Consider the following 24,077-nt stretch of genomic DNA (forward strand, 5'->3'; position numbering starts at 1 on the left):
GAAAAAAGCGACGGAATGTTCCGTCGCTTTTTGTAGTTCGCAAAGAATCAGATGCGGGAAAAGTATTTCTCGTTGTATTCTTTGAATACGCGGCTGTATTCGCTGTCTTCACCTTCGTGCATCTGTTTGATATATTCGTGACGATCCAGCGTATCAAGCTGATGCTGATAACCGATAACATACACCGCGATATTGGAGCAGTGGTCGGAAATTCTCTCGAGGTTTGTCAGCAGTTCGAGGAACACAAGACCACCGTCAATCGTGCACTGACCGTTTTTCAGTCGTTCAATATGACGGAATTTCAAGGTGTCTTCCATCTTATCGACAATTTCCTCAAGCGGCTCAACGCGTGTTGCCAGCTTGCTGTCATTATCTTTAACGCACGCAAGCGCTAACTCGATAATTTCAGTGACAGCATCCGAAAATGCATGAAGCTCTTCAATCGCTTTATCAGAAAGCTTCACACCCTTTTGATGAAGCTGTTCTGCCAATTCAAGCACATTGATTGCATAGTCACCGATACGTTCGAATTCCACAATCAGCTTCATCTGATAGGTGATTGTACGGCTGTCCTGCTCACTAAGCTCTTGATTGGTCATGTCAACCATATAGCGGTTCAATCTGTCCTCCATACGGTCGATCGCATCTTCAAACTCAAGAATATTTTCTTTTTTCTTTAAATCAAACGACTGGAACATTGTAACAGAACGTTTGAAGTTTTTCTTTGCATAAGTGCCCATGAGTTCAATGATCTCTTTGCTGTGCGAAAGCGCCAGCTGCGGTGTACGCAAAAAGCGCTCGTCCAACACAGAAACCTGCGGAACTTCTTCGTCCTGACCTTCGTTCTTTTTGCCGCGAACCGTCAAAACAGCCAGCTTTTCAAGCAAACCGGTGAACGGAATGAACAGGATGGTGGTCACAACGTTAAATGTAATATGAACGTACGAAATTCCGGTCATAGAAATCGGATCATTCCAGAACGGGAAGCCGATAAACATCTGGATTAAATAAATGGCGATGAAGAATATAATGGTACCGATAATATTAAAATACAAATGCACCATTGCTGCACGGCGTGCGTTTTTGTTTGCGCCGATACTTGAGAGCAGTGATGTCACACAAGTACCGATGTTCTGACCGAGAATAATCGGAACCGCCGCCGAAAACGGAACCGCACCGGTTGCCGCGGTCGTCTGCAAGATTGCAACAGATGCCGACGAACTCTGGATAATCGCTGTAACAACTGTACCAACAAGAATGCCCAAAAGCGGATTGGACAACGTTGCGAAAATATTGCGGAACATGTCTGACTCAGACAACGGTTTGAGTGCATCGGTCATGATCATCATGCCGTTGAACAAAATTGCAAATCCGAACATAATCTCTGCAATCATACGCGGTTTGCTTTTTTTGGTGGACATGATCACAATAATTGCAATCACCGCAATTACCGGTGTAAACGTTTCCGGCTTTAAGAATTTTAAGATCATGTTTGCACTGTTTGCATGATTCGGGTCAGCAAGACTGACAATCAACGATGTCACGGTTGTACCGATGTTTGCACCCATGATAACACCGATTGCATTGCGCAGTTTTAAAATGCCCGCATTGACCAAACCGACCACGATGACGGTTGTTGCGGAAGAACTTTGAATCGTCGCAGTGACGACCAAGCCCAAAAGCAAGCTTTTAAAAACATTGCTTGTCATTTTTTCAAGCGCTTTTTGCATTCGTCCGCCTGCCGCACGTTCAAGGCTGTTGCCAAGCAAATTCATGCCGAACAGAAAAAACGCAAGTCCGCCTGCTGCCGTAAGCACACTTAAAAACGTTTCCATAAAACCTCCAACATTTCATCTGAATTTTTCTGATCGCTTTCTTGTACCAAAATACCTGATACGAGTTCATCATACCATAAATCGACACGTTATGCTATAGAAAAATTAAATTTATATGAAATCTTTTTTAAGTTATCCAACCATAATCTTGCCTTCCGGCAATACGGTACTCTTTTGAATCGGGCGCATTGCAAGCGAAAGTGCCAATGACATCGGGCCCACACGTCCCAAAAACATGGCAAGAATCAGTGCAATCCGGCCAAATACACTTGCGTGTTCTGTGACACCGATGGTCAAACCAACCGTACCAAACGCAGACACCGATTCAAACAGCGCATTGATTTCCGAAAACATCTCCGGGTTGGCTGTAAAAATGACAACAGCTGTACAGATCATCACCGCAATCAATGCCGCCACTGTAATTGCCAGCGCTTTATACACAACGCCTTTTTCCACTTTACGATGATTGATTACGGTATCATTCTTTCCGGTTAACACGCAAACAACCGTTGCAATCAAAACAAACATCGTTGTAACCTTGATACCGCCGCCGGTGGAACCGGGTGCTGCACCAATAAACATCAGCGCAATGACGGTAAGTTTCGCGAGTCCGGTCATATTTTCAAGCGGAAATGTATTGAATCCGGCTGTTCTTGAAGACACCGACAAGAAAAAGCTGTTTAAGACCTTTTCGCCCGCGTCCATTGAACCGAGTGTTCCGGGATTTCTCCATTCCAGCAATGCAATAAATAATGTTCCAAGCACAAGCAAACCCGCTGTGCCGATGAGTACTACTTTTGTGTGCAGTGTAAGCCGTTTGCGCACCTTTGCGTGATAGATGTCCTGCCATACAATAAAGCCCAAACCACCCGAAATAATGAGTACAGAAATCGTGATTAACACGAGCGGATTATCGTAAAGCGGACACAGGCTGCTTTGTGCACCAACACCGCCCAGCAAATCAAATCCGGCATTGCAATAGGACGATACGGCTAAAAACAATGAGTGAAAAATTCCCTGTACGCCATATTCCGGAACAAAAGCGATCATCAGCACACATGCACCGGTCAGCTCAAACAAAAGCGTAAGAATCAAAATCATGCTCATCAAACGACTGATATCGACTGTCGTATCTGAACTGATGGATTCTTTTGCCACCTGAATGCTTTTAAATCCGGCTTTTTTTCGAATGGCAAGGTTAAAAAACGTTGCAAACGTAATAAGTCCCAATCCGCCGCACTGAATCAACGCCAAGATCACTCCCTGGCCAAATCCTGAAAAATACACACCGGTATTCTGTACTGTAAGGCCTGTCACACAAGTCGCAGATGTTGCAGTAAACAACGCATCAAGCGGCGAGGTAAACTGACCCGATGCAGAAGAAATCGGCAGCATCAATAAAAGTGTTCCGACAAAAATAAGCAGCGCGAAACTGCTCACAATCACACGTGCCGGATTTGCTGAAAACCGGCGGATAAGACTTCCTTTATTTTTACCAAATTGCGTCAGCACGAATGTTTCCTCCTAATTTTATTTGTCAATCCATTGTGCATTATACCACCCGAATGAACAGATTACAACCATATTGTGAACAACGCAATTTCGATTTGCATTTTTCCTCCTTTTCGATTATAATAAAGATTGTTTCTTGTGCATATTTAAAAAAGGAAATGTTTCCGTAGCTCAGCTGGATAGAGCGACCGCCTCCTAAGCGGTAGGCCGGGTGTTCGAATCACCTCGGGAACACCAAAAACTCCGCCGGAAAACCCAGTGAAATCAAGGGTTTCCGGCGTTTTTTCATTTTTACGGGAAAAGAGAAAAATCGTGAAATTCACAGATTTTCATTAGCAAATCTTCCGTCAGCTAATGGAAATTAGAACTAATGTCGTCCGCCTTTCAGGTGTACGGCTTGCTAATAAAAATTAGCAAAAAAATCGCTGTTTTGATAATGAAAATGTCCTCTCTGCTAATGGAAGAAAAAATTGAGCAAAATTTCTGCTAATGAAAAAGGCGGTCGTTACCCTGTTAATTTGTTCATTTAGCGGAAGGCGATACTTTGCTGTCCCACAGGGCCTCAGCGATATCCTCCACATGCCGGACAGATACATCTCAACGAGAGCTTCCTCTACGCTACCTCGCACAAGTTCCTTGAGTTCACTCTTGATTCTCCCTCGTTTAGTTGTACAATTTTCTTGGACATGGTTGCTGCCCTTTCGAATGGTGTGTCGCAACTTCATTCTACCAGAGACCGCAAACCATATCTTTTATTTTGGCGAAACTTATTCTACCTTATCCCGCTTACCTTTACACTCTGTAAGATTTTCCAAACAACTTACTATCTACAACTATCGCTCCAACATCTTTCCTATGCAGTCCTCCAATGGAATTCTTTTTTAGAGTTCGCTGTCCAATATGTTTGATACCTACTGAATCAAAAAGTTCTTTTTCTTTTTTCTCTTTTCTCACTTAATATAAAAAACAGCAAGTGCTGCTTCATTCGCAACATTTGCTGTTTTTTATATTATCCTATTTTTTTGAATGATATTAAGCCTACCAGTAAACAACTCATCCCAGTAGTCAGCCAAAATATTCCCTCTACCAGCCAATTAGTATCTCCCGTATCCGGTTGCTCCACAACGGGATGATATTCAAACTTTGGCGTTGCCGTTACGGAATAAATCAATGTATCATCAATCATCACCGGAATGCTGACAAGAAATGGATCTGTTTGATACGATTCATTTTTTTCAGAAACCGAAGTTCGCACAACAAGATATAATCCTGTTTCAAGAGAATTAAAAACAACTTGCCCATGTTGATCTGTTGTCTGTTTTATTGACAATAGATTCATTTTTTCAGCATATGCTTGCAGCGCTTTGGATTTTGCACGCAGTTCTTCATCGGTCAAATTGTCCCAATCACAATCAAATGCTTTAAACGCTTCACAGATTTGATAGGTAAACGACGGAGATCCCTCCGCATTTCCCACCGAAACAGTTGCAATCTGCACCACTGCATACGTATCCCCTGCCAAAAAAAACGTATCATTATCGTGATGCACCTTACACTCTATTTGCAGTGATCCCGATTGTTCTCTGGCGTAAGCCGGTGCACTTTGACACACAAACAGTGTCAGCAACGCAACCAAAAACACAAGCTGCCGGCAGTGCCTTGTACAAATCGGCAGAGACTTCTTCATGTTTTCATCTCCTCTTTTGATATAAGCGTAAAATGCGGATGATAATCAGACGCAGCAAGAGAACCCCGACTACAATCATTGCACCCAGTAACATATGACGGTATTGCATGGGAAGCCTTTCCCAAAACGATTCGTTTTGCAGTAAAGTATTCTCTATTTCTTCCGGATTATACGCACTGCGCACGCCGCGAACCAATAAGCGATGTGAGTTAATCCCATATGGTGTACAGGTAATCAGTGTAACATAATCCTGTCCAGGTGTAATTGCAAGCGCATCCATCTCATCCGGTAACACCGTGAGAATTTGATCAACAGTATAGCACATTGTCTGATTCAAAACTTTAATGAAAAATTGATCTCCAATTTTCATGCGGTCTAGATCTGTGAACAAACTGTATGTTGGAAGTCCACGATGACCGGATACCGCCGCATGTGTGGAGGCACCGCCTACAGGCAACGAGGTGTTTTGCAGGTGTCCTACACCCACTTGCAAAACGTTCTCCTTTGTACCGTGATAAATCGGAATGGTTGTATTCAACCGCGGAATCGAAATATAACCCATCATACCGTTCCCGTCAATATCCAATAAATCCCAGTAGCTGTCGAGTGTGATCGGTTCCCCGTTTTCATCCGTCAGCGGTGCACCGCCGCCGGTCATGCCGGCAAGCTGCTGATTGTATTCCTGTGCTTGTGCCAGCAGCTGCGCAATCTGTTCATCTTCCATTTGACGGATCGTCTCATCGTAAGATGCCGTTGCCTGACTGCCGTTTTTTTCCGCCAAATACTGGCTGAGCGACGGATAAATCAAAATCCCGAGACCCAACAGAATCACCAACACGCGGATCAATCGCCACAGCTTTTCTTTCATCAATTATGCCTGTGTGCTTTTTTTCTTTCTGCGCGGAACAAAAATGCCTGCGAGCACGACACCGACACCCAAAATGGTCAGGCCAATCGTACCGATGCTACCGGTTTCAGGCAGTGTAATACCGTTGTTGTTGAGCACAGGGATGACATTCGAATCAGACGCTTCGGCCGTTTTATCATTGATGATGTAAACCGGATCCTCGTAGCTCGGTGTCTTTTCATTGACCGTTTCACCGGAAACACGAATTTCAATTTTAATCGGATTGGTCAGTTTGTTATAACCGGCAGGCGCTTTTACCTCATGGAGATAGTAGGTGCCTGCTTCCAAACCGCTGATGGTGATTGCTTTGTCCGTGGTTGTGAAATAAATCGTTCCTTCTTCTTTTTCTTTTGCGACACGATAATTATCACCTGTTGCAATCAGCTCAATGCCATTTATAACATCGGCATAATCTGCACCATAGTTGCCGTCTGTGATGACTCCGCCACTATTTCTCAGCTGATCTTCTTTGCTGAGGATAAAGGTAGCGCCTTCCAAGTAGCCTGTTGTACCTCCATTCCAGCTGCCGGTGTATTTGTGCACATTGATATCATATGTGTAAACTTTCGTTGTACTCGGTGTAGATTCACCTGTTCCACCACTCACAGGATCATTGCTGTATTCAACTTTTGCACTGTTGGTTACCGGGTCGGTAGTCACTGCGTTTTCGTTGATAACAGCCTTATAAGTAACAGTGATCGTCTTACCCGTTTGAATGCCAGAAACACCTTTCAGATTTTCAAATGCTACTGTCAGGGTATTATTGTTGCCGGAAGTCGGAGGAGTGACTTTATAAGAAGTCTGCACTTTTTCATTGTCAACAGAATCGATTGTCACCTCGACACTGTCCCGTACAAAAGTCAAACCGTTAGACATGGTATCGACGAAATTAAATTTATACGTCGTATAATCGGTCATATCCGGAACGGTCGATGTGAGTCTAAAGGTTACGGTATCACCAATCTGAGCACTGCCGGTTTCCGCATAATTACCATTCGAATCAGTCTGCACTGTTTTGTCAACGGTTGGATAGACGCTCTTGATGTTCCAAGTTGCATTCAATTCGTCGGTGGGAATGTTGATGAGCATTGCATCCGTTGCACGGCTGTCTTCACCTGTCGAACCGCCCTCTGGGAACACCAGATAGTAGCCGGCATTGAGATCTGTAAAGGTTGCTTTACCTTTTTTCTCGCCTGGGGTTACGGAAACAGCTGTGGCTGTTTGTGTCTCGCTCAAATTAGTAAAGGCAGCAGTATGTGCGCGGTACCATTTCTGTGCTTTGTGTGCAAAATCAGCAAGCGTTCCTTTGTTCTGCTCATCGTTTTCGAGCGATTTTACATATTTAAGCGCTGCTTCTTTGTATTCCTCATTGGTTGGAGTACCGCTGAATGTCGCGCCACCCACAGTCACAAGCTCATCTTTACCGATGCCGCCGTTGCCAGGCTCTTCTTTAAAGAACTCGAGCCACGCATCTTCCAGTACATATGAGTCAAATACATAGCTGTTTGATGGTTCGCCCACTGTTGCGCGAGCGGTAAACATCAAAATTGCAGTAACCTCTTTACCGATCAGTTGATCGCCGGTTACAGTAAGATTACCGGTTGCCACAACATCGCCCTTTGCGGCAAATGCGGTAGCAGAAACGCATACCATCATGGCAAGCGCCAACAAAAGCGCTGTCATTCGTTTGAATGTTTTTTTCATTTTGGTCATTTCCTTTCATGCATCATTTTGGTTTATACCCGTTTCACCTTCTGAATCATACAGAAAGCAACAATCCTCATGCACCCTCCTTTCTGCCGCCGCGGCGCTTGCGCACCAGCAAAGCCGGCAAAAGAATTCCTACGCCAACCACAACAAAAATCAGACTGCCGATACCGCCGACATCCGGCAGTTCGGGATCATGATGGTTCGTGATAGTGACTTCATAAATTCCCTCGTTGTAGCCAAGCGTTTCAGTATATCCTGCAACAGCCTGTTCTTCAAACGAGTAAATATAGTAGGCTTTAACTTGATCGGTGGGCGCGCCTTGTTCATCGGATTCGTATTCGATCACCGGCAGATCCGCCACAATTTTGCGCCAAAGATTGCTGTCGTTCGGCACAAGGTCTTCTGTCGTCAGTGTGATCGTTCGATACAAGACCTGTTCACCGATCTCTTTACCATCCGGCGCAAATTTTTGCTGATAGATATCAATTTTAATTTCTCCGGGACGCAAGCCGTCAAAGTTGCCCCAATCATCCCAGATTTTGTTGATCGTCAAATCGACGGTATCTTCACACGGGTCTGCTGTCTGTCCAGGCTCCGGTGTTGTCGGCTGCGGATTGTCCGGTGCATTGGCATCCATCATGAGTACAGCCTTCGCCGCGCTTACATATACAAGGAGTTCACGCTGTGTGTTGGATTTTCCGGTTTCCAGCGCGCCTTTTAAGTCATTAAACGTGTCAAACAGCGCGAGATGCGTCACATCATAGCGATTATAAGTGATATCCACGGATGTGTCCTGCTGTGCAGATGCAAACGCTGTACCGCCAGCCAAGATGACTTGTGTGAATGCACTGTTAAATGGGCGATAGATGGAATAACGGTTGTTGTTACCCTCGATTGACGTAATTGTATTGAAGTCATAGACTGATTTTAAATCATTATATCCACTGAATGGTCCCACACGGTCAGCCGTACCGCGGACCACGTCACAGCGTATCATTGTGCAGTTCGACAGCTTTCCCTCATGGTTATAGCCGACAAAACCACCGCTGATACCCATCGGATGCGTACCGTCCGCATCTTGAGAAGCACCACCGCCAAACACGTCATATCCGTTATTCACGCCGGTAACCGTACACTGATTGAGTTCCGTTCGATTTCCTTTGATCAGATTGATCTCTGCATTTTCAAGGTCTTCACGTTTAACACCGTCCTGCTCACTGCAGGGCAAGCGAACCACTGAATCGCCAATGGTAACAATCGCAATATCCGTCTGCTGATCAGGATTATCCGCCTGTTTTGACAGTGCCACCGTAATAGGCAGTCCGAGCAATTCAACTTTCAGCGTATTTCCGTCACTTAACAGCTCAACCTCCAAAATACCAAGGTTCAAATCCCCCAGATTAATGCTTTCCAGTCTTGTGTCATTGAGATATAACGCTTCAAGCAATTCATTAACCACTTGCAAAACTGCCTCAAGCAATACCGACTGGATCTGTGCGCTGACAATATAGTTCATATCGGTCTGACCGATAAAACCACCGGCTACCTGCTCGCTCGTCACTTTTTTCAGCTGCGTTGCATGGCTTGAATCGATGCGGCCAAGATCACTGTATCCTACAAATCCGCCGGCAATCGGCTGTTCACCGCCTGCCGCTTCAATGACAGCACCCATAGCATATCCCTGCACGCTACTGTCGTACACCTGAGAGCCAAAGAGATCAAGTGCACCCACGGTTGCACCCAGAAGCTTCGCCAATATTTCAGCGCTGTCGATATCAACAACACCGCTTTTGCCCATATGGCCGACAAAACCACCGGTATAATTGCATCCGCGCACTGTGGAAAGGCCACTTGCAGCACTGTTTCGAATGGTTCCGTTGAGCAGCCCGCCGCCAAATCCACCGGCGCATCCGGTTTGCCGTTTTTCATCCATGATACCTTCGGCAGTCGTAGTATGCGCTTGTACGGTATAGCCTTCTTTAATGCCCTGCACACTTGCATGATAGATATAGGTACGCAGAACATCCAGGGCATCCACACTGCCGAGATTGATGAGTGCACCCAAAATGTCGGTGGTTGCACCCTCTGCATTAGTGCCGGATATCTCTGCTACAGCCGCCGTATCGGCCAGACCGAAGAAGCCGCCAGCATACAGTCCGCCGTCAACACTGTGCAGCCCTGTCACAGCCAGCATATCGCCTGCGGCATCCCTTTCTCCGAGAACTGCCGCCTGTATATAGCCTGCGAAACCGCCGGCATACGGCGCATATTGCACCGTTGCGTTATCTGTTGTATATGCGCCGCTGACAACGAAGCCCCATGCCTCATCAGCAGGAGAAACAGAAGCCTTGTGGATTGTTGTAACCGTTGCAGGCAGCAAATCAACCAAATTTGCGGCGCTTGTAATCACATGATCCAAAATTCCCTGCAGCAATCCATCGGATGCATTTGTATTCACGCTTGCCAGTGAAGCTGCCGAAGCAAGCCCCACATAACCGCCGACTGCATTGCGTCCTGTTACCCGGCGCAAATTCCGCACATCACACGAAGCGAGGGGTGCAGGGTATTTTTCCGTAGACTGCCAAAGCTGCGCGCTTGGCAGTCCATCGCTGTTAAGCTGAATCTGTGCGCCATAGGAACAACCCACATAGCCGCCGGCATACCCTGCATCATCAGTTACAAGCCCTGTGGACTGCACAGTCATACCGGAAGTGTATCCCTGGACGGAAGAGTGTTTCACTGCAGGTACAAAAACTTCTGCAAGCTTGATCAACTGACCGACATTTAAATTGAGTCCAAGAATGGAGATGTTTCCGAAATCCGCTGCCCCACCGGTCTGCATCTGTCCCGCAAAACCGCCTGCAGCGTGCCATCCGCTCACCAATTTCACATCGTATGCCATACAACTGGTCAGTGTACCACTGCACATCAATCCGACATAACCACCGGCATCACCGCCTGAACGCGCAAGCATTTCGTCTGCCTCACTGCGTCCCGCAACAACATGAAAACCGTATATATACTGTTTCAGCTTATCCTCAAGCTCTTGCTGCGTCTCCGCTTTTCCATTGAGAGACAGCGTGTATCCGTAACCACCGTGAATTCCAACATATTCGACCCAGCGATTCCATGTATCCAAATCAAGATTTGCCAGAGGGCCATATACTGCTGTATTTTCCTGTGTTGGATAAACAACACTCAACGCACCCAAAATATTGTTTACACTGACCAGTCCCTCAAGCAGACTTACGCCTCCTGTGCTTGCCGTATCCGCAGATTCCATCAATCCGACATATCCCCCCGCATATTCTGCACCGTACACGGAACGAATACGGTCTGCTGTACACAAACTGATCGGTCCGGCATATGCCTGTGTACTTTTCCATGAATCTGTATTGAGACCCCAGATACTGCCTCCCATATTATGACCGACATAACCGCCGGCCATTCCGCGCTGCACAGCCTCATCGGAAAATGCCTGTGCACGTACTGCACCGCCACACGGCACGCAATCGGTGGTACTGTTTCGAATGGTAGGAATAAATGTCTGTACCAAAGAAGCCAAAGCGGTGTCTGTGCTCACCAACGCATCGAAAACGCCAACATTTTCCATCAATCGTGCTGCATCACCGGGCATCATTTCTCCAACATAGCCGCCCGCCGCAATCTGTCCGATCACATATTCAAAAAGATTTGCATGAGAATCCTGAATATGACCGCCATACACAGCTCCTGCATATCCGCCTGCCATGCCATGCATCGTATGGCTCTGCGGCATGACCGCACTCGCTAAAACGGAATATCCCCCGGCACTGCCTGTCACATCAGAATGTTCGATCGTTGTTACAACGACCGATAACACATCCAGCACATTCGACAGCTGTATGCTGCTGCCAAGTACTTTCAGTCCGCCGCCGACCGATGCCGCGCTTCCGATATTCATATTTCCAACAAATCCGCCTGCATACCGGCCGCCGGTGACAGCATATGTGCTCTGTGTGCTGTCAAAATAACTGGGCGCCTCCACTGCTTCAAGATCGTCGGGCGGTGTTACAGTTGTATGTTTTAAACTCTGCACATCACAATACGAAATCTGTGCACCGCTCGCATAGCCGACGAATCCGCCCGCACTGCCGGAAGCAATATCTATTTCATCAAATTTTTTGGCGACAACGGTGAATCCGTTGTCGGATTTAACGCCTGCATACTGTACATACGGCACATATGCCTCAACAAGAGCGAGCAGATCAGAAAGATTAATATTGAGCCCGTCAATTCCGCCCAGAATGGAAATGCCGCCGCCGGCATCTGCCAATGCACCGGAAGAAATGATTCCTGCAAATCCGCCGCCGTATGTCTGCCCGTTGACATGATCAATATTATATACTGCATACCAGTCAGATTCTCCGCGCACAGCGTTATTGACCTTTCCGCTCTGCATTTCTCCCGCAAATCCGCCTGCTACCTGCGCCTCAGTGTATCCGCCGTCGATAAAACGAACCGTACAGTCCGTATAAGACGGAATGAGGTATGTGACAGTTCCAAGCAACTGATTTAGTTGTATCAGCTTCAGAATATTATCTTCTTCAGCCACTTCAGCCAAACCGCCCGTTTGGGATGTGCCGACATATCCACCCGCAAATCCATCCCAAAGCGGTGCTGTAACAGAGTTTAATTGACTGACATGCGAACGTGTAATCTGTGTGCTGTTGCTCTTGCCGATAAATCCGCCTGCAGCAAAATCCGTCACATCGCTCGTATTATTCGATGCATTTGCTGAAACCCTCAGGCCGGTTTGAATACCGGTTACATGACAATCAGAAATCTGAACGCGCACACCTTCCGCAACGGATAAGAGGTTTTTGAGTTCCAGCAGCTCAATGCCGAGCAAGCCAAGCTTTAATCCGTTGCTGCCTGCCAAATCACCCGGTCCCGCGCATCCGACAAATCCGCCTGCACGGTTGTTTGCCGCTACCGAAGAAATCTCAGAAAGCACAACATTCGAAGCGGTTCCGCCTGTTGCAAGTCCGATTGCACCGCCGGCATAATCACCGACCGCCGTCACATGATATCCGCCGGAACATCCTGTTACCTCCGTATTGGACAAGGTGAATCCAAGGAAATTTCCGACACCAAGTGTTCCGTTGAGCAGTCCTGTCACACTTGCAGTTCCCAGGCTGCCTGCAATACCGCCGGCATAATCGCCGACCGCCGTCACAGTCGAAAGACCATGCAATTCATTATTCCGCTGTGCAATTGTTCCTACAGGAGGAATAGAAGTATGGCCTCAAAGCCGCTCGTCGCGCGCCCCAGTTCTCCAAGAGATAACAGGCCCGACAAACCAATTCAAAAAAGCTCAAAAAGCCCGGAACCATGCGGTTTTTCGGGCTTTTTCCTTTCCAAAAAGTCTGTTGTCCTTTGTCCGATTTTGGAAGGATTTGACCTTGCCTGACCCGGTTTTTCTTGATTAATAATGGGGCAACAGGCCCTTTTTGACCCCGTTATGATTAAAAAATGGGGCAACTGCGAGCCGAAATCGGGGTGTTTTAGAGGGTATTTTCCCCTTCATTTTTTCGATTCCATGACAGCCTTTGTGAACGGTTTTTCTTTTGAAGGGGATGTCCTGATTTGTCAGGATTTGACCAAACCGAATCCAGTTTATCTTGTTCTTCTGAGTTGCCGCTGTTACGTTTCAAGTGGATGAACTCTCGCACATTTGCGGCGTAGCGTTCCTTCCATATATACTGAAAGCGTAAAGGAGGAACGCCCTATGAAAAAACGGAAATTCAAGATATACCTCACCCCCGCCGAGAACAGTATTGTGATTCAGAGCCTTAATCACCTGCGCAATACTATGCTCCGTGAAAATCGGGACACCGGCTGCCTGGATGAACTTCTGCTCAAAGCCATGTGCGCCCCGGTGAAGAAGATGTAAAATTACATATCGCAGCTTAATGAGCCGCTTATTCTTTTCAGAAAGAGTAAGCGGCTTTTTTCATGTCCATCTTTCAGACTCCCCATACATAGCCGTCCGTCTTGCCAACGGGCGGCTAAATCTACGAAGAAGGAGGACATGAAAATGCCGGAACAGAGAAGCCGCCCGAAGGAAGGCCGTGTCATCGCATTGGCCAACCAGAAAGGCGGCACAGGCAAAACCACCACGACGGTGAATCTGGGCATTGGTTTAGCCCGTCTGGGGAAAAAGGTGCTGCTCATTGACGCAGACCCCCAGGGCGACCTCACCACCTGCCTGGGCTGGCAAGACCAGGACAGCCTGCCCACCACCCTGGCCACGGTCATGGAAAAAGTGATCCGGGATGAGCCATTCACCACAGATGAGGGCATTTTGCACCACATCGAGGGTGTAGACCTTATGCCCGCCAACATTGAGCTGTCCGCGCTGGAAATGAGCCTGGTCACCGCCATGAGCCGGGAGTTTACGCTGAGAACCTATGTCAATGAGGTCAAGAAGCACTATGATGTGGTTCTCATTGATTGTATGCCGTCCCTGGGCATGATTACGATAAACGCCCTGGCTGCGGCGGACAGCGTGATTATCCCGGTGCAGGCCCATTATCTTCCCGCCAAGGGCATGACCCAGCTTATGAAAACCATCAATAAAGTGAAGCGGCAGATCAACCCGGCTCTGAAGGTGGACGGGGTGCTGCTCACTCTGGTGGATGGGCGCACAAACCTTGCCAGACAGACAGCGGATACACTGCGGCAGAGTTACGGGAGCGTGTTGAAAATTTATCGTTCCGAGATTCCCGTAGCCATCAAAGCCGCAGAGATCAGCGCCGCAGGCAAGAGTATTTACGCCTACGACAAGGGAAGCAAGGTGGCCCAGGCTTACGCGGATTTTTCAAAGGAGGTGCTGGCGGATGGCGAAAAGCAGCGGGCTAAACTTCCAGCTTCCCTCAGTCGATGATTTGTTTTCCACGGAGGAAGAACGGGCCGAGGCACGGCTTGAAAAGGTTGTCAATCTTTCGCCCTCGGAAATCAGCGACTTCCCGAATCACCCGTTTAAGGTTCGCATGGACGCAGCCATGCAGGAAATGACGGAAAGCGTGAAGCAGTACGGCGTATTAGTCCCTGCCCTGGTGCGCCCCAAACGGTCGGGCGGCTATGAAATGGTGGCCGGACACCGCAGGAAAAAGGCGGCGGATTTAGCGGGGCTTGAGGAAATCCCCTGTATTGTGAGGCAGCTCACCGATGATGAAGCCACGATTATCATGGTGGACTCCAACCTGCAGCGGGAGCAGATTTTACCATCGGAAAAGGCGTTTGCCTACAAAATGAAGCTGGACGCTATGAAAAGGCAGGCTGGGCGGCCACCAAAAGAAAATGGTGCAACAGTGTTGCCCCATTTTTCCGGGAAGAAAAGTCGGGAAATACTTGCGGAACAATCTGGCGAGAGCCATGAGCAGATACGCAAATATATCCGCCTTACCCACCTCATCCCGGAAATTCTGGAACTGGTAGATAACTCGGTTCTCAAAGACCAGGAAATGCTCCAGATTGCCATGCGCCCAGCGGTGGAGCTGTCTTACTTGCGAAAAGAAGAACAGGCGGACTTGTTCGCTATCATGGACGAGATGGACTGCACCCCGTCCCATGCCCAGGCTATCAAAATGCGCCAGATGTCCGAAGCCAAGACCGGCGAGGAACGGCTGGCCAAAGACGCCCTTGTTTCCATTATGAAGGAGGAAAAGCCCAATCAAAAAGAACAGTTCAAGATCCCAAAGGAAAAAATCAGCCGGTTTTTTGCGCCGGGGACGCCCACGCAGAAGATCGAGGACACCATTGTTAAGGCGCTGGAACTCTACCGAAAGCGCCAGCGCAGTTTAGAAAGATAACCCACTACCAAGGGAGCAGTGCGCCCATTTGCAGGGAACTGGCGTTTTCGCTGTTCCCCCTCTCCACACCTCACCCCCTCGTACAACCTAAACAGCCTAAAAAAGAAGATATTTGGGGAGGCTGATTCTTTCAGGAATCCACAGGTTTGCAGACAGAACGGATAAGGTGGAGAACGATTGGCGCGCCTCTCTTTTTTAGAACGTAAACAGAATCCAGCCGCAAGCAGCACATCCAGAGCGATGTGCTTTTTTTGCGGCCATTTCAAGGAGGTAACACGATGAAAGCATTGAGAAAGCCTCTGTCCCTGTTCATGGCCCTGCTCATGTGCCTGGGCGTGTTCGTAGGGACAGGAACCACGGCTTTTGCCGCAGGCGAAACCATGACGACGTATATGATCGACCTGCCCCGTGCCAATGACCCCAACAAGGCCGGCTGGGGCCATCCCGCCCTGAATTTCCTGGGCGGCTGGTCCACCGGAGAGAACGACAGCTTTTCCGTCCACACCCAGGACGCATTCAATGGCAGGGCCATCTACTGTATTGAGCCGGGCGTCGGTGTGAATACCGGCGACCAGTACACCGGGCGCGGTGAGGATTTCTGGGATAACTACCCGTCCAACTTAAACCCCACCATCCCGCCGGATACCATCAAGGAATATATCGGGCGGATCATGACCTATGGCTGGCAGGGCAACGCCAGCACTTCATGGATGAGCGGGGACCCGGAGGACGCCAGCAAGATCGCGGGATATATCGCTACCCAGCTTCTTGTTTGGGAAACTGTCGTGGGTGAGCGCGACAGCCAGTTTAACCATGTGGACGCCAATGCTCAGGGCAAAAACAACGTGACGGAATATATCAGCGCCGATCATCCCCTATACAGCGAGATTTTCAACCAGTATTCCGCCATTGAGAGCGCGGTCAAGCGCCACACTATGCTTCCCAGCTTTTTCAGCAGCACCGCCGACGCCGGGGCCTATGAGCTGAAATGGGACGGCCAGCAGTATTCCCTCACTCTCACGGATACCAACGGTGTGCTGAGTGACTACACCTTCTCCAGCAGCACCACCGGGCTGAATTTCTCCGTGGACGGCAATCAGCTCACCATCACTTCCGCCCAGGCCATCAAAGGTTCTGTAACGGTGAAAGCAGAGAAAATCTCTGCCCAGCGCAGCGGCGTTGTGGTTTGGACGGATGGCATTACCGGCGGCGGCAAGCAGGACTTTGCCACCTATGGGGAAACCGTGTCCGATTCTATGGTGGGCTATCTGAACCTAGAAGTGAAAACCGGCAATATGAAGCTGATTAAGACTTCCGAGGACGGACAGGTAGCCGGGATCAACTTCACTATCACCGGCGAGGGGTACAGCGCCACCAAGACCACCAATGAGGCGGGCGAGATCGACATCTCCGACCTCAACCCCGGCGTTTATACCGTAACCGAGCAGTCGATTGATAAGTATGAACCCCAGGAAACCCAGCGCGTGACCATCGTCAGCGGCCAGACTGCTACCGTGAATTTCAACAACAAGCTGAAGCGTGGCAGCCTGGAAGTGACGAAAACCAGCGAAGACGGGCTGGTGGAGGGTATGACCTTCCACTTGTACGGCACATCCCTCTCCGGGCAGCCGGTGGATGAGTATGCTGTGACGGATTCCAGCGGTGTGGCGCGCTTTGAAAACGTGCTCATCGGCACAGGCTATGTATTGGAGGAGGTGGATACCCCCATCCGTTATGTGGTGCCGGATTCCCAGACAGCCACCATCGAGTGGAATGAAGTTACCCACAAGAGCGTGAACAACGTGCTGAAGAAATTCCGCGTCACCGTCACCAAGAGCGATGTGGAAACGGGTGCGCCCCAGGGCGACGGTTCCCTGGCCGGCGCTGTGTATGGGTTGTATAAGGGAGATACTCTCATCGACAGCTTCACCACGGACGAGAACGGCCAGTTCACCACCGGATATTACGTCTGCGATTCGGACTGGACAATCCGTGAAATCAGCCCCAGCGAGGGCTACCTGCTGGATTCCACCATCCACAAGGTGGGTGCGGAGCCAGAGCTGTATGAGATTGAGCTGAACGATACCGCCAACGACGTGACGGAGCAGATCATCAAGGGCGACATCGCCATCATCAAGCACACCGATGACGGGGAAACCCAGATCGAAACCCCGGAATCTGGCGCGGAGTTCCAGGTGTTTTTGAAATCAGCCGGCAGCTATGAAAATGCCAAGGAATCCGAGCGCGATGTTCTCGTCTGCGATGAGAACGGCTTTGCACAGTCGAAAAAGCTGCCCTACGGCACCTATATCGTCCGCCAGACCAAGGGCTGGGAAGGCCGCGAGCTGATGGACGATTTTGAAGTGTATATCGCTCAGGACGGGCAGACCTACCGCTACCTTATCAACAACGCCAATTTTGAGAGCTTCATCAAGGTGGTCAAGGTGGACGCGGAAACCGGCGTCACCATCCCCTATGCGGGGGCCGGGTTCCAGATTTACCGCCCGGATGGCAGCAAGGTGGAAATGACCTTCACCTATCCGACGCCCACCACCATTGATACGTTCTACACCAATTCCGAGGGCTACCTTGTCACCCCGGAAAAGCTGGAGTACGGCTCCGGGTACTCTCTGGTTGAGGTACAGGCCCCCTACGGCTATGTGCTGGACAGTACCCCGGTTTACTTTGATGTGACTGAGGACAATTCCAGCGAGGAAGGCGGCGTGACGGTGATCGAAGTCACTAAGCCCAACATGGCCCAGAAAGGAATCATCAAAGTCAGCAAAACCGGCGAGGTGTTCTCCTCCGTGGTAGAAAGCGAGGGCGTTTACCAGCCGGTGTACGAGGTGCAGGGCCTGCCCGGCGCGGTGTTTGAAATTACTGCCCTGGAGGACATCTACACCCTGGACGGCACCCTGCGCTATTCTGCGGGCGAGGTAGTGGACACCATCACCACCGGCGAGGACGGAACGGCCCAGAGCCAGCCCCTCTACCTGGGCAAATTCCAGGTGAAAGAAATTCAATTCCCCCACGGCATGGTGGATACCGGCGAGAACATCACCAACGTGGAGCTGGTGTACGCAGGCCAGGAGGTGGAAGTCACCGAAACCTCTGCCAGCTTCTACAATCAGCGCCAGAAAGCCCTTGTGACGCTTGACAAGGTGCTGGAGCAGGATGAAACATTTGGGATTGGCATGAATGGCGAAATTTCCGCCGTGACCTTCGGCCTCTATGCACAGGAGGACATCACCGCAGCGGATGGTTCCGTGATCCCGGCAGACGGGCTTCTGGAAATCGTTTCTGTGAATGAGAACGGCCAGGCCGTTTGCAGCACCGACCTGCCTTTCGGCAGCTTCTACCTGAAGGAGCTGTCCACTGACAGCCATTACCTGCTGAATGGCGAAACCTTCCCGTTCACCTTTGAGTACGGCGGGCCTTCCGTTGCCGTGGTAGAGATTTCCGCTAATGATGGCGAGGCTGTCACAAACGAGCTGATCCGCGGCGAAATCAAGGGCCTCAAAACCGATGAGAACGGCACGGGCCTGGGCGGGGCTGTAATCGGTCTGTTTAAGTCCGATGAAACCGAGTTTACCGCAGAAAATGCCTTGGCCACCGCCATCTCAGCGGAGGACGGCAGCTTCTCCTTCGCAGGCGTCCCCTACGGGAATTGGGCGCTGAAAGAGATGGAAAGCCCGGAAGGGTTCATCCTCTCCGATGAAGTGATCCCCGTTACTGTGGAGGAAGATGGGCAGGTAGTGGAAATCTCCCTTGCCAATGAGCGCATTTACGGCGACCTGCGTTTGACGAAGGTGGATAAGGATTATCCCAACAACAAGCTCACCGGTGCCGAGTTCGAGGTATACCGCGACACCAACGGCAACAAAGAGCTGGACGAGGGTGACGAGCTGCTGGGCAAGCTGGAGGAAACCAGCACCGGCATTTATGAGATGTCCCACATCCTCTACGGCGGCGTGTTCGTAAAGGAAACCAAAGCGCCGGAGGGCTTCCTGCTGGATGAAAACGCCTACTATGTGGAGATCAGCGAGAACGGCAAGATCTACGAGGTAGAGAACGAGGCCGGGATTGGCTTCACCAACATGGCCCAGACCGGTTCCCTGCGGATTGAAAAGACGTCCAGCGACGGCAAGGTGGAGGGCTTCTCCTTCCGCGTGACCGGAGCCAACGGTTATGAGCAGATTTTCACCACGGACGCGAACGGTGAAATCTTTATCGAGGGCCTGCGCGTGGGCGATTACACCGTGTCCGAGGTGTCGGATGGGGCCAGCGCCAACTATGTGCTGCCTGCGGATAAGACGGTAACGATTTTTGCGGATAAGACCACCGTGGCGGAAATGCACAACGAGCTGCGCGACACCCCGAAAACTGGCGATGACAGCAAGCCCTGGCTGTGGGCGGCTCTCATGGGCGTGTCCGCTATGGGCGCTGCCGCCCTGGGCGTTGCGGCCTATGTGGGCAAGCGCAAGAAGGGCAAAAACACCGTGAAATAACTGCGGCTTGATTCTGTGTTAGGAGGAATGATTTCATGGAATTGAAAACGATCATTGCCATTGCGCTGGTGGTATTCATCATCGGCAGCCTGATTTTCCTGAAAGTCAGAAGCCGGAAGAAGTAACCAGCCAGGGGGCGGCCATGCGGGGCCGCCCCTTTTACATACCAAAAAAGAAAGGAGCTTTGCAGATGAGAGAACGATTTGAACAACGGCTGTTCCGCATCTTTGCCCAGGCTGGTTACTCCCCGGTGCAGCTTCTCACCATCACTCCGGAGGAGATGGTGGAAATCCCCGGCATTACCGTTCCCAACATCCGGGCGGTGCTGTGCGTCCAGAACAAGGTGCTGGCAGACCGGAATAAAGTCCGCAGCGGCAGGCTGGTGGAGGAATTGCTGAAAGAAGCTGAAGAAAGCAGGTGTTGCCATGAATGAACTGCACCTGCTGGACATACTGGCGGCCCGGCATGGCTGTTTCATCTCCGACTTAAATCTTTCGCCTATCCTGCGGCGGGCGGCCCTTTTGGACCTGTGCAGGATGGATGAGAACAGCTACCCGCTGTCTCAATGGCAGGACACGGTGCGCTACCTTACCGGGGATGAACGGGATTTTGCCAGTGTAAAGGAAATCAAAGTATTTATTAAACAGGAATTGGAGGCAGAGTGATGAACGATGATTCCACAGAAAAACGCATGGCCGGTGATTATGAGATTATCCAGGCGGTGCATATAGGCGACCGCGAGGTTGTCCTGGGGGAAAATCCGCAGGATGATACCGGCATGAAGTATATGTGCGCCTTTTGTCGGCAAAACGCCTTATTTGCAGAATACAGCGAAGTGATGGCCAGTGATGATTTCCCGGAGATTGTGGAGCTGTTCGGCCAGCGGGTTGCCGAGCAAGCACAGAAAACCCACATAGAGCTGAACAAGCCCCGCATACAGGGCATAGACGACCGCCCCATCACAGCGGAGGGCTGCATCCCCATTTCCCATGAGGATGATCTGCACGGGAAAATCATAGTGATAAAGCCGGAGGTGCTGCGCCGGGAATACCGCAGGGCTACCCGTCAGCTCAAGCTCTGTATGGGAGGCTTTGGGGCTTCCCCACACAGCAGGGGGTCAGCCTGTTACTGCGTTGACCTTTATACTGGCAAAGAAAGCCGCTATGAGCGCATGGACGTGCTTGGTACGATACAGCCGGAGAACCTTCCCGGCTGGGCCAAGCATGGCCTTACTGCGATCCAGCAGGAACAGGCCAAAAAGAAAACGACGAAGGAGCGTGAACGATGATGGATTACAGAGAAAACGCCGGATATATCATTACGGATTCCTGTCATGTGGGCGACAGCGAGTTTGTGTTGGGCGTTCATTTGACAGCGCCCCAGCAGTTTGTCACCTGGAAATGCAGTAACCGGACGGACTACGATTGGGGCCACTATTTCAGCGATCTGTTTTCTGCGCAGAAAGATTTGGTGGCGCGGGCGCAGGAGGAGGTGCAGTGTCTGGAGGATCAGCGGCAAAACGCCATTGTGCCGGAGGCCCCTTCCTATTCCCCGTGGGGCAATATTCAGGAATGTGAAACGCTCTGCCCCGGCGTTTATTCCGTTTCCACCCCAGGGCATGGCGGAATTATGGTGCGCCGGGAACTGGCGGAAAAGATATTCCGAAAAGAAGCGATGGGCTGCGCCTTTGTTGAGGGCGGCTACCTCTGCTTTGAGGAGGACTGCGACGCGCAGGTGGCTCTCCGGGAGCTGATGGATAAAAAGATGATCCAGGCTCCAGTGAACGAGCGCTTTGGCCCCGGCGCGTATGAGGCTGTTATCAATAGCAGCGTGCAAATTCACCACCCCGAATATTGGCAGGCACGGGAAAAGGCCATATCGGAGCAAAACCGACAAGCGAAAAAGAAAGGACGTGAACGATGATGGAGCTGAAAATCACCAGCATGACCCCGGCAGATCGCCTGTATGCGTACAACCAGAGCAGCCAGCTTGAAGGGCAAACCGGCTGTATCGGCCATCTGCGCGGGGATTTTGGCGGCGGCCAGGAGTTTTACACTTCCTGGTTCGACCACCGGAGGGAATACAAGACGGACGAGTTTAAGGCGGAGTTTGATGAAGTGGTCAACACTCTGCGGGAAAAGGACGGGCTGCTCTGCACCCGTGACAGCATGACCAGGTTTTGCTATCAGAACCCGGAGGCTGAGTTTGAGGGAAACTACTGCGCCGAGTACGGTTTTAAGGTGCAGACGCCCCAACACACCTATATGCTCCGGTGCAACCCCAATTATGGAGACTACAACTTTTACCTCTATGCCTACGTTGCCCGATTTCTGGAACACCACATGGAAAAGGCCAAACAGGGCATCCGGTTTATCACGCCCGGCTACAAGGAGCTATTCCGTATCCCCGATGGCGACCACATCCGCATTTTCACTGGCGGCGGAGGAACCCGCGACCGCACCTGCCGGTTTATCGACGAAACCCATTTTGAAACCAGCGGAGGGTATTCCAGCGCCCTTTATCATATCTGCGAATTTGCAGAGCGTTTGGAGCAAACTCACGGGAGCGTGATCCCGCTGCGTTCTTCTCTGCCTGTACAGTGCTTTAGTACGCTGCCCTCATCCGGGGAGCTGATTCTTCTGACCAGGGGCGAAAAAGGATACAACCCCTGTCCTGAATTTTCAGCGGCGGACGCCGGAGAAAATCGCAGATTTGCAGAGGACAGCAATGGAAAAAACGGCGTCACCAAAGCACAGGAGGCCGCCATGCTGGCCGGCTCCATGTTTGGCTGGCAGACCCCCGCCGCCGATCCCAAAAACTATGACGAGCAGGGGCAGCCCATCAAGCCCAGGCAGAAAGACCGGGGTGAAGCCCGATGAAGAATAGGCATAATCAAATCTGGGCGCGGATAGGTATGACATTTTCTCTTACGCCGGATGAAATGGAGCTGCTTGTTTCTGGAAACGACTTGGACAAACGAAAATGTCTTTCCCGGATTTTCACGGAGGGCAGAGCCGTGGTTAATGGTGACAGCTATATTCCAGATTCTATTATGGAGAAGTATAACGAAACCTATGGAACGCATTATGACTGCGGGGACGTGGATTTAGATACAGAAGAACTCTCCGGGAAAACTGTGTGTTTGGGTAAATTCCCTTTAAGAAATCGAAGTGAAGCCCGATGAAGGAGGAAAGACACGTTATCTGGAGCAATTATGGCCTGGACTATGAGGATTGGCGGGACGATCTGGAGGCAGAATACCCGGATTTATCCGAAAATGAGCGCATTTCCTTGATGTATGAAATCAATGGGGATTACCTGGATGATGAACGCGCTAACCTCAATGTGCAGCTCTCCCAGCCGATTTTAGTCGTAGGCGACCTGGGCCTGTGGAATGGGCGGCGCATGGGATATAAGGAAATCCCCAGCGGCAACATCCGGGACTGCCTGTATTCCGATACGGATTATTCCACCTGGTATGTGGACAGGCTGGGCGATCTGCGGTGCGACGCCATCCACCATGATGGCACGAACTTTTACCTCTACCGCGTTTACAAGGACAGCGCCAGCCCTTCTCAAATTGAACTGCTGAAAGAAAAACTATATCGCGGCATTGCAACCCGCGCCGATATTACGAGAGTGACCCGCAGGCTGGGCGACGACATCGCCAAAGTCTACGGGTTTTCCATTCCCCGGCAGCGGCAGGCCGTCGCCATGGAAAGATGAGGTGATAAAAATGGCGTCTTTACCGCCTGTAAAACTGGATACGCATGAGGACTGGTTCAACTTGCTGATGACGGTTCTCCATCAGCAGGCGGAACAGAACCCCTATGAAGAATACCGGGAGATGGCCCAAAAGCTGATCGACCAGTTTATGCGTTATGGGAGGCCCTTTGTTGACAGCGACCATGCGCCCTGCGTGGCGCTTCGGATGTACCCGAAGGAGGCCGGAAATACCATCTGGCTGTTGCTGCTCTCCCTGTGCAATCAATATGACCCGGATAAGGATTACAGCGCAGAACTGAAAGCTGCGAAAAAAGAATAAGAAAAGGAGGGGGCAAC

At 50.3% G+C, this 24,077-nt stretch carries 19 protein-coding genes and 1 tRNA gene; 13 read left to right on the forward strand and 7 right to left on the reverse strand.

All coding sequences use genetic code 11. From position 1 onward, the window contains the following. Positions 1 to 47: 47 nt before the first annotated feature. Both H6A12_RS02730 and H6A12_RS02735 read right to left on the reverse strand, forming a co-directional pair. Positions 48 to 1,835 (reverse strand): Na/Pi cotransporter family protein, encoded by a 1,788-nt coding sequence (locus tag H6A12_RS02730; RefSeq protein ID WP_204444530.1) that lies wholly within the window; start codon positions 1,833 to 1,835, stop codon positions 48 to 50. Positions 1,836 to 1,967: 132 nt separating this feature from the next. Beyond that, positions 1,968 to 3,347, reverse strand: coding sequence for a potassium transporter TrkG (locus tag H6A12_RS02735; RefSeq protein ID WP_204444533.1), 1,380 nt, complete (start codon positions 3,345 to 3,347; stop codon positions 1,968 to 1,970). Between the two features lie 160 nt (positions 3,348 to 3,507). Here H6A12_RS02735 and H6A12_RS02740 point away from each other — a divergent pair. Next, positions 3,508 to 3,584 (forward strand) — tRNA-Arg (locus H6A12_RS02740). Between the two features lie 772 nt (positions 3,585 to 4,356). On the opposite strand, the gene H6A12_RS02745 is transcribed toward H6A12_RS02740, so the two are convergent. The 5 genes from H6A12_RS02745 to H6A12_RS02765 form a co-directional block, all read right to left on the reverse strand. Then, the gene (locus H6A12_RS02745) at positions 4,357 to 5,034 is read right to left on the reverse strand and encodes a hypothetical protein (RefSeq protein WP_204444535.1); all 678 of its coding nucleotides are present in this window, start codon (positions 5,032 to 5,034) and stop codon (positions 4,357 to 4,359) included. 4 nt (positions 5,035 to 5,038) lie between these two features. Continuing rightward, entirely contained in the window at positions 5,039 to 5,902 is an 864-nt protein-coding gene (locus tag H6A12_RS02750; RefSeq protein ID WP_204444537.1) for a class C sortase, read from the reverse strand. 3 nt (positions 5,903 to 5,905) lie between these two features. After that, positions 5,906 to 7,645: a SpaH/EbpB family LPXTG-anchored major pilin gene (locus H6A12_RS02755; RefSeq protein ID WP_204444539.1), complete on the reverse strand. Its 1,740-nt coding sequence runs from the start codon at positions 7,643 to 7,645 to the stop codon at positions 5,906 to 5,908. A 76-nt stretch (positions 7,646 to 7,721) separates the two neighbouring features. After that, entirely contained in the window at positions 7,722 to 12,887 is a 5,166-nt protein-coding gene (locus H6A12_RS02760) for a Cna B-type domain-containing protein (protein ID WP_204444542.1), read from the reverse strand. A 310-nt stretch (positions 12,888 to 13,197) separates the two neighbouring features. Then, on the reverse strand, positions 13,198 to 13,347 hold the full coding sequence (locus H6A12_RS02765; RefSeq protein WP_204444544.1) for a hypothetical protein: 150 nt from the start codon (positions 13,345 to 13,347) through the stop codon (positions 13,198 to 13,200). Positions 13,348 to 13,421: 74 nt separating this feature from the next. Between H6A12_RS02765 and H6A12_RS02770 the strand changes: the two genes are divergently transcribed. The 12 genes from H6A12_RS02770 to H6A12_RS02825 all read left to right on the forward strand — a co-directional run bounded on the left by H6A12_RS02770 (position 13,422) and on the right by H6A12_RS02825 (position 24,060). Next, on the forward strand, positions 13,422 to 13,586 hold the full coding sequence (locus H6A12_RS02770; protein ID WP_015535538.1) for a hypothetical protein: 165 nt from the start codon (positions 13,422 to 13,424) through the stop codon (positions 13,584 to 13,586). Between the two features lie 144 nt (positions 13,587 to 13,730). Continuing rightward, entirely contained in the window at positions 13,731 to 14,579 is an 849-nt protein-coding gene (locus tag H6A12_RS02775) for a ParA family protein (protein WP_204444546.1), read from the forward strand. After that, the gene (locus H6A12_RS02780; RefSeq protein WP_204444548.1) at positions 14,533 to 15,507 is read left to right on the forward strand and encodes a ParB/RepB/Spo0J family partition protein; all 975 of its coding nucleotides are present in this window, start codon (positions 14,533 to 14,535) and stop codon (positions 15,505 to 15,507) included. Before H6A12_RS02775 ends, H6A12_RS02780 begins: the two co-directional genes overlap by 47 nt. 278 nt (positions 15,508 to 15,785) lie before the next feature. Continuing rightward, on the forward strand, positions 15,786 to 20,015 hold the full coding sequence (locus H6A12_RS02785) for a SpaA isopeptide-forming pilin-related protein (RefSeq protein WP_204444551.1): 4,230 nt from the start codon (positions 15,786 to 15,788) through the stop codon (positions 20,013 to 20,015). A 190-nt stretch (positions 20,016 to 20,205) separates the two neighbouring features. Continuing rightward, positions 20,206 to 20,448, forward strand: a complete 243-nt coding sequence (locus H6A12_RS02790) for a hypothetical protein (RefSeq protein ID WP_087242929.1) — start codon at positions 20,206 to 20,208, stop codon at positions 20,446 to 20,448. Continuing rightward, positions 20,441 to 20,680, forward strand: coding sequence for a hypothetical protein (locus H6A12_RS02795; RefSeq protein WP_015535532.1), 240 nt, complete (start codon positions 20,441 to 20,443; stop codon positions 20,678 to 20,680). The genes H6A12_RS02790 and H6A12_RS02795 overlap by 8 nt, the downstream gene beginning before the upstream one ends. Continuing rightward, a complete protein-coding gene (locus tag H6A12_RS02800; protein ID WP_204444553.1) occupies positions 20,680 to 21,303 on the forward strand; it encodes a hypothetical protein in 624 nt (207 codons plus the stop codon). Before H6A12_RS02795 ends, H6A12_RS02800 begins: the two co-directional genes overlap by 1 nt. After that, complete coding sequence (locus tag H6A12_RS02805; RefSeq protein ID WP_204444559.1) at positions 21,300 to 21,938, forward strand: DUF7007 domain-containing protein; 639 nt, start codon at positions 21,300 to 21,302, stop codon at positions 21,936 to 21,938. The genes H6A12_RS02800 and H6A12_RS02805 overlap by 4 nt, the downstream gene beginning before the upstream one ends. Then, positions 21,935 to 22,894 carry a hypothetical protein gene (locus H6A12_RS02810; RefSeq protein ID WP_243415266.1) on the forward strand — a complete coding sequence of 320 codons (960 nt, stop codon included), beginning with the start codon at positions 21,935 to 21,937 and terminating at the stop codon, positions 22,892 to 22,894. The genes H6A12_RS02805 and H6A12_RS02810 overlap by 4 nt, the downstream gene beginning before the upstream one ends. A 35-nt stretch (positions 22,895 to 22,929) precedes the next feature. Beyond that, complete coding sequence (locus H6A12_RS02815) at positions 22,930 to 23,199, forward strand: hypothetical protein (protein ID WP_204444561.1); 270 nt, start codon at positions 22,930 to 22,932, stop codon at positions 23,197 to 23,199. Further along, complete coding sequence (locus H6A12_RS02820) at positions 23,196 to 23,741, forward strand: hypothetical protein (RefSeq protein ID WP_204444564.1); 546 nt, start codon at positions 23,196 to 23,198, stop codon at positions 23,739 to 23,741. Before H6A12_RS02815 ends, H6A12_RS02820 begins: the two co-directional genes overlap by 4 nt. Before the next feature lie 10 nt (positions 23,742 to 23,751). Further along, a complete protein-coding gene (locus H6A12_RS02825) occupies positions 23,752 to 24,060 on the forward strand; it encodes a hypothetical protein (RefSeq protein ID WP_015535527.1) in 309 nt (102 codons plus the stop codon). Positions 24,061 to 24,077: the final 17 nt, after the last annotated feature.

The sequence above is a fragment of the Merdimmobilis hominis genome, from assembly GCF_016901855.1.
Lineage (GTDB): Bacteria > Bacillota > Clostridia > Oscillospirales > Ruminococcaceae > Paludihabitans.

Bases quoted from the DNA above. Each gene is read 5' to 3' on its own strand.
- H6A12_RS02780 (WP_204444548.1), top strand. From the start codon at position 14,533: ATGGCGAAAAGCAGCGGGCTAAACTTCCAGCTTCCCTCAGTCGATGAT.
- H6A12_RS02810 (WP_243415266.1), top strand. From the start codon at position 21,935: ATGATGGAGCTGAAAATCACCAGCATGACCCCGGCAGATCGCCTGTAT.
- H6A12_RS02785 (WP_204444551.1), top strand. From the start codon at position 15,786: ATGAAAGCATTGAGAAAGCCTCTGTCCCTGTTCATGGCCCTGCTCATG.
- H6A12_RS02770 (WP_015535538.1), top strand. From the start codon at position 13,422: ATGAAAAAACGGAAATTCAAGATATACCTCACCCCCGCCGAGAACAGT.
- H6A12_RS02775 (WP_204444546.1), top strand. From the start codon at position 13,731: ATGCCGGAACAGAGAAGCCGCCCGAAGGAAGGCCGTGTCATCGCATTG.
- H6A12_RS02795 (WP_015535532.1), top strand. From the start codon at position 20,441: ATGAATGAACTGCACCTGCTGGACATACTGGCGGCCCGGCATGGCTGT.
- H6A12_RS02815 (WP_204444561.1), top strand. From the start codon at position 22,930: ATGACATTTTCTCTTACGCCGGATGAAATGGAGCTGCTTGTTTCTGGA.
- H6A12_RS02825 (WP_015535527.1), top strand. From the start codon at position 23,752: ATGGCGTCTTTACCGCCTGTAAAACTGGATACGCATGAGGACTGGTTC.
- H6A12_RS02745 (WP_204444535.1), bottom strand. From the start codon at position 5,034: ATGAAGAAGTCTCTGCCGATTTGTACAAGGCACTGCCGGCAGCTTGTG.
- H6A12_RS02755 (WP_204444539.1), bottom strand. From the start codon at position 7,645: ATGAAAAAAACATTCAAACGAATGACAGCGCTTTTGTTGGCGCTTGCC.
- H6A12_RS02790 (WP_087242929.1), top strand. From the start codon at position 20,206: ATGAGAGAACGATTTGAACAACGGCTGTTCCGCATCTTTGCCCAGGCT.
- H6A12_RS02805 (WP_204444559.1), top strand. From the start codon at position 21,300: ATGATGGATTACAGAGAAAACGCCGGATATATCATTACGGATTCCTGT.
- H6A12_RS02820 (WP_204444564.1), top strand. From the start codon at position 23,196: ATGAAGGAGGAAAGACACGTTATCTGGAGCAATTATGGCCTGGACTAT.
- H6A12_RS02730 (WP_204444530.1), bottom strand. From the start codon at position 1,835: ATGGAAACGTTTTTAAGTGTGCTTACGGCAGCAGGCGGACTTGCGTTT.
- H6A12_RS02750 (WP_204444537.1), bottom strand. From the start codon at position 5,902: ATGAAAGAAAAGCTGTGGCGATTGATCCGCGTGTTGGTGATTCTGTTG.
- H6A12_RS02800 (WP_204444553.1), top strand. From the start codon at position 20,680: ATGAACGATGATTCCACAGAAAAACGCATGGCCGGTGATTATGAGATT.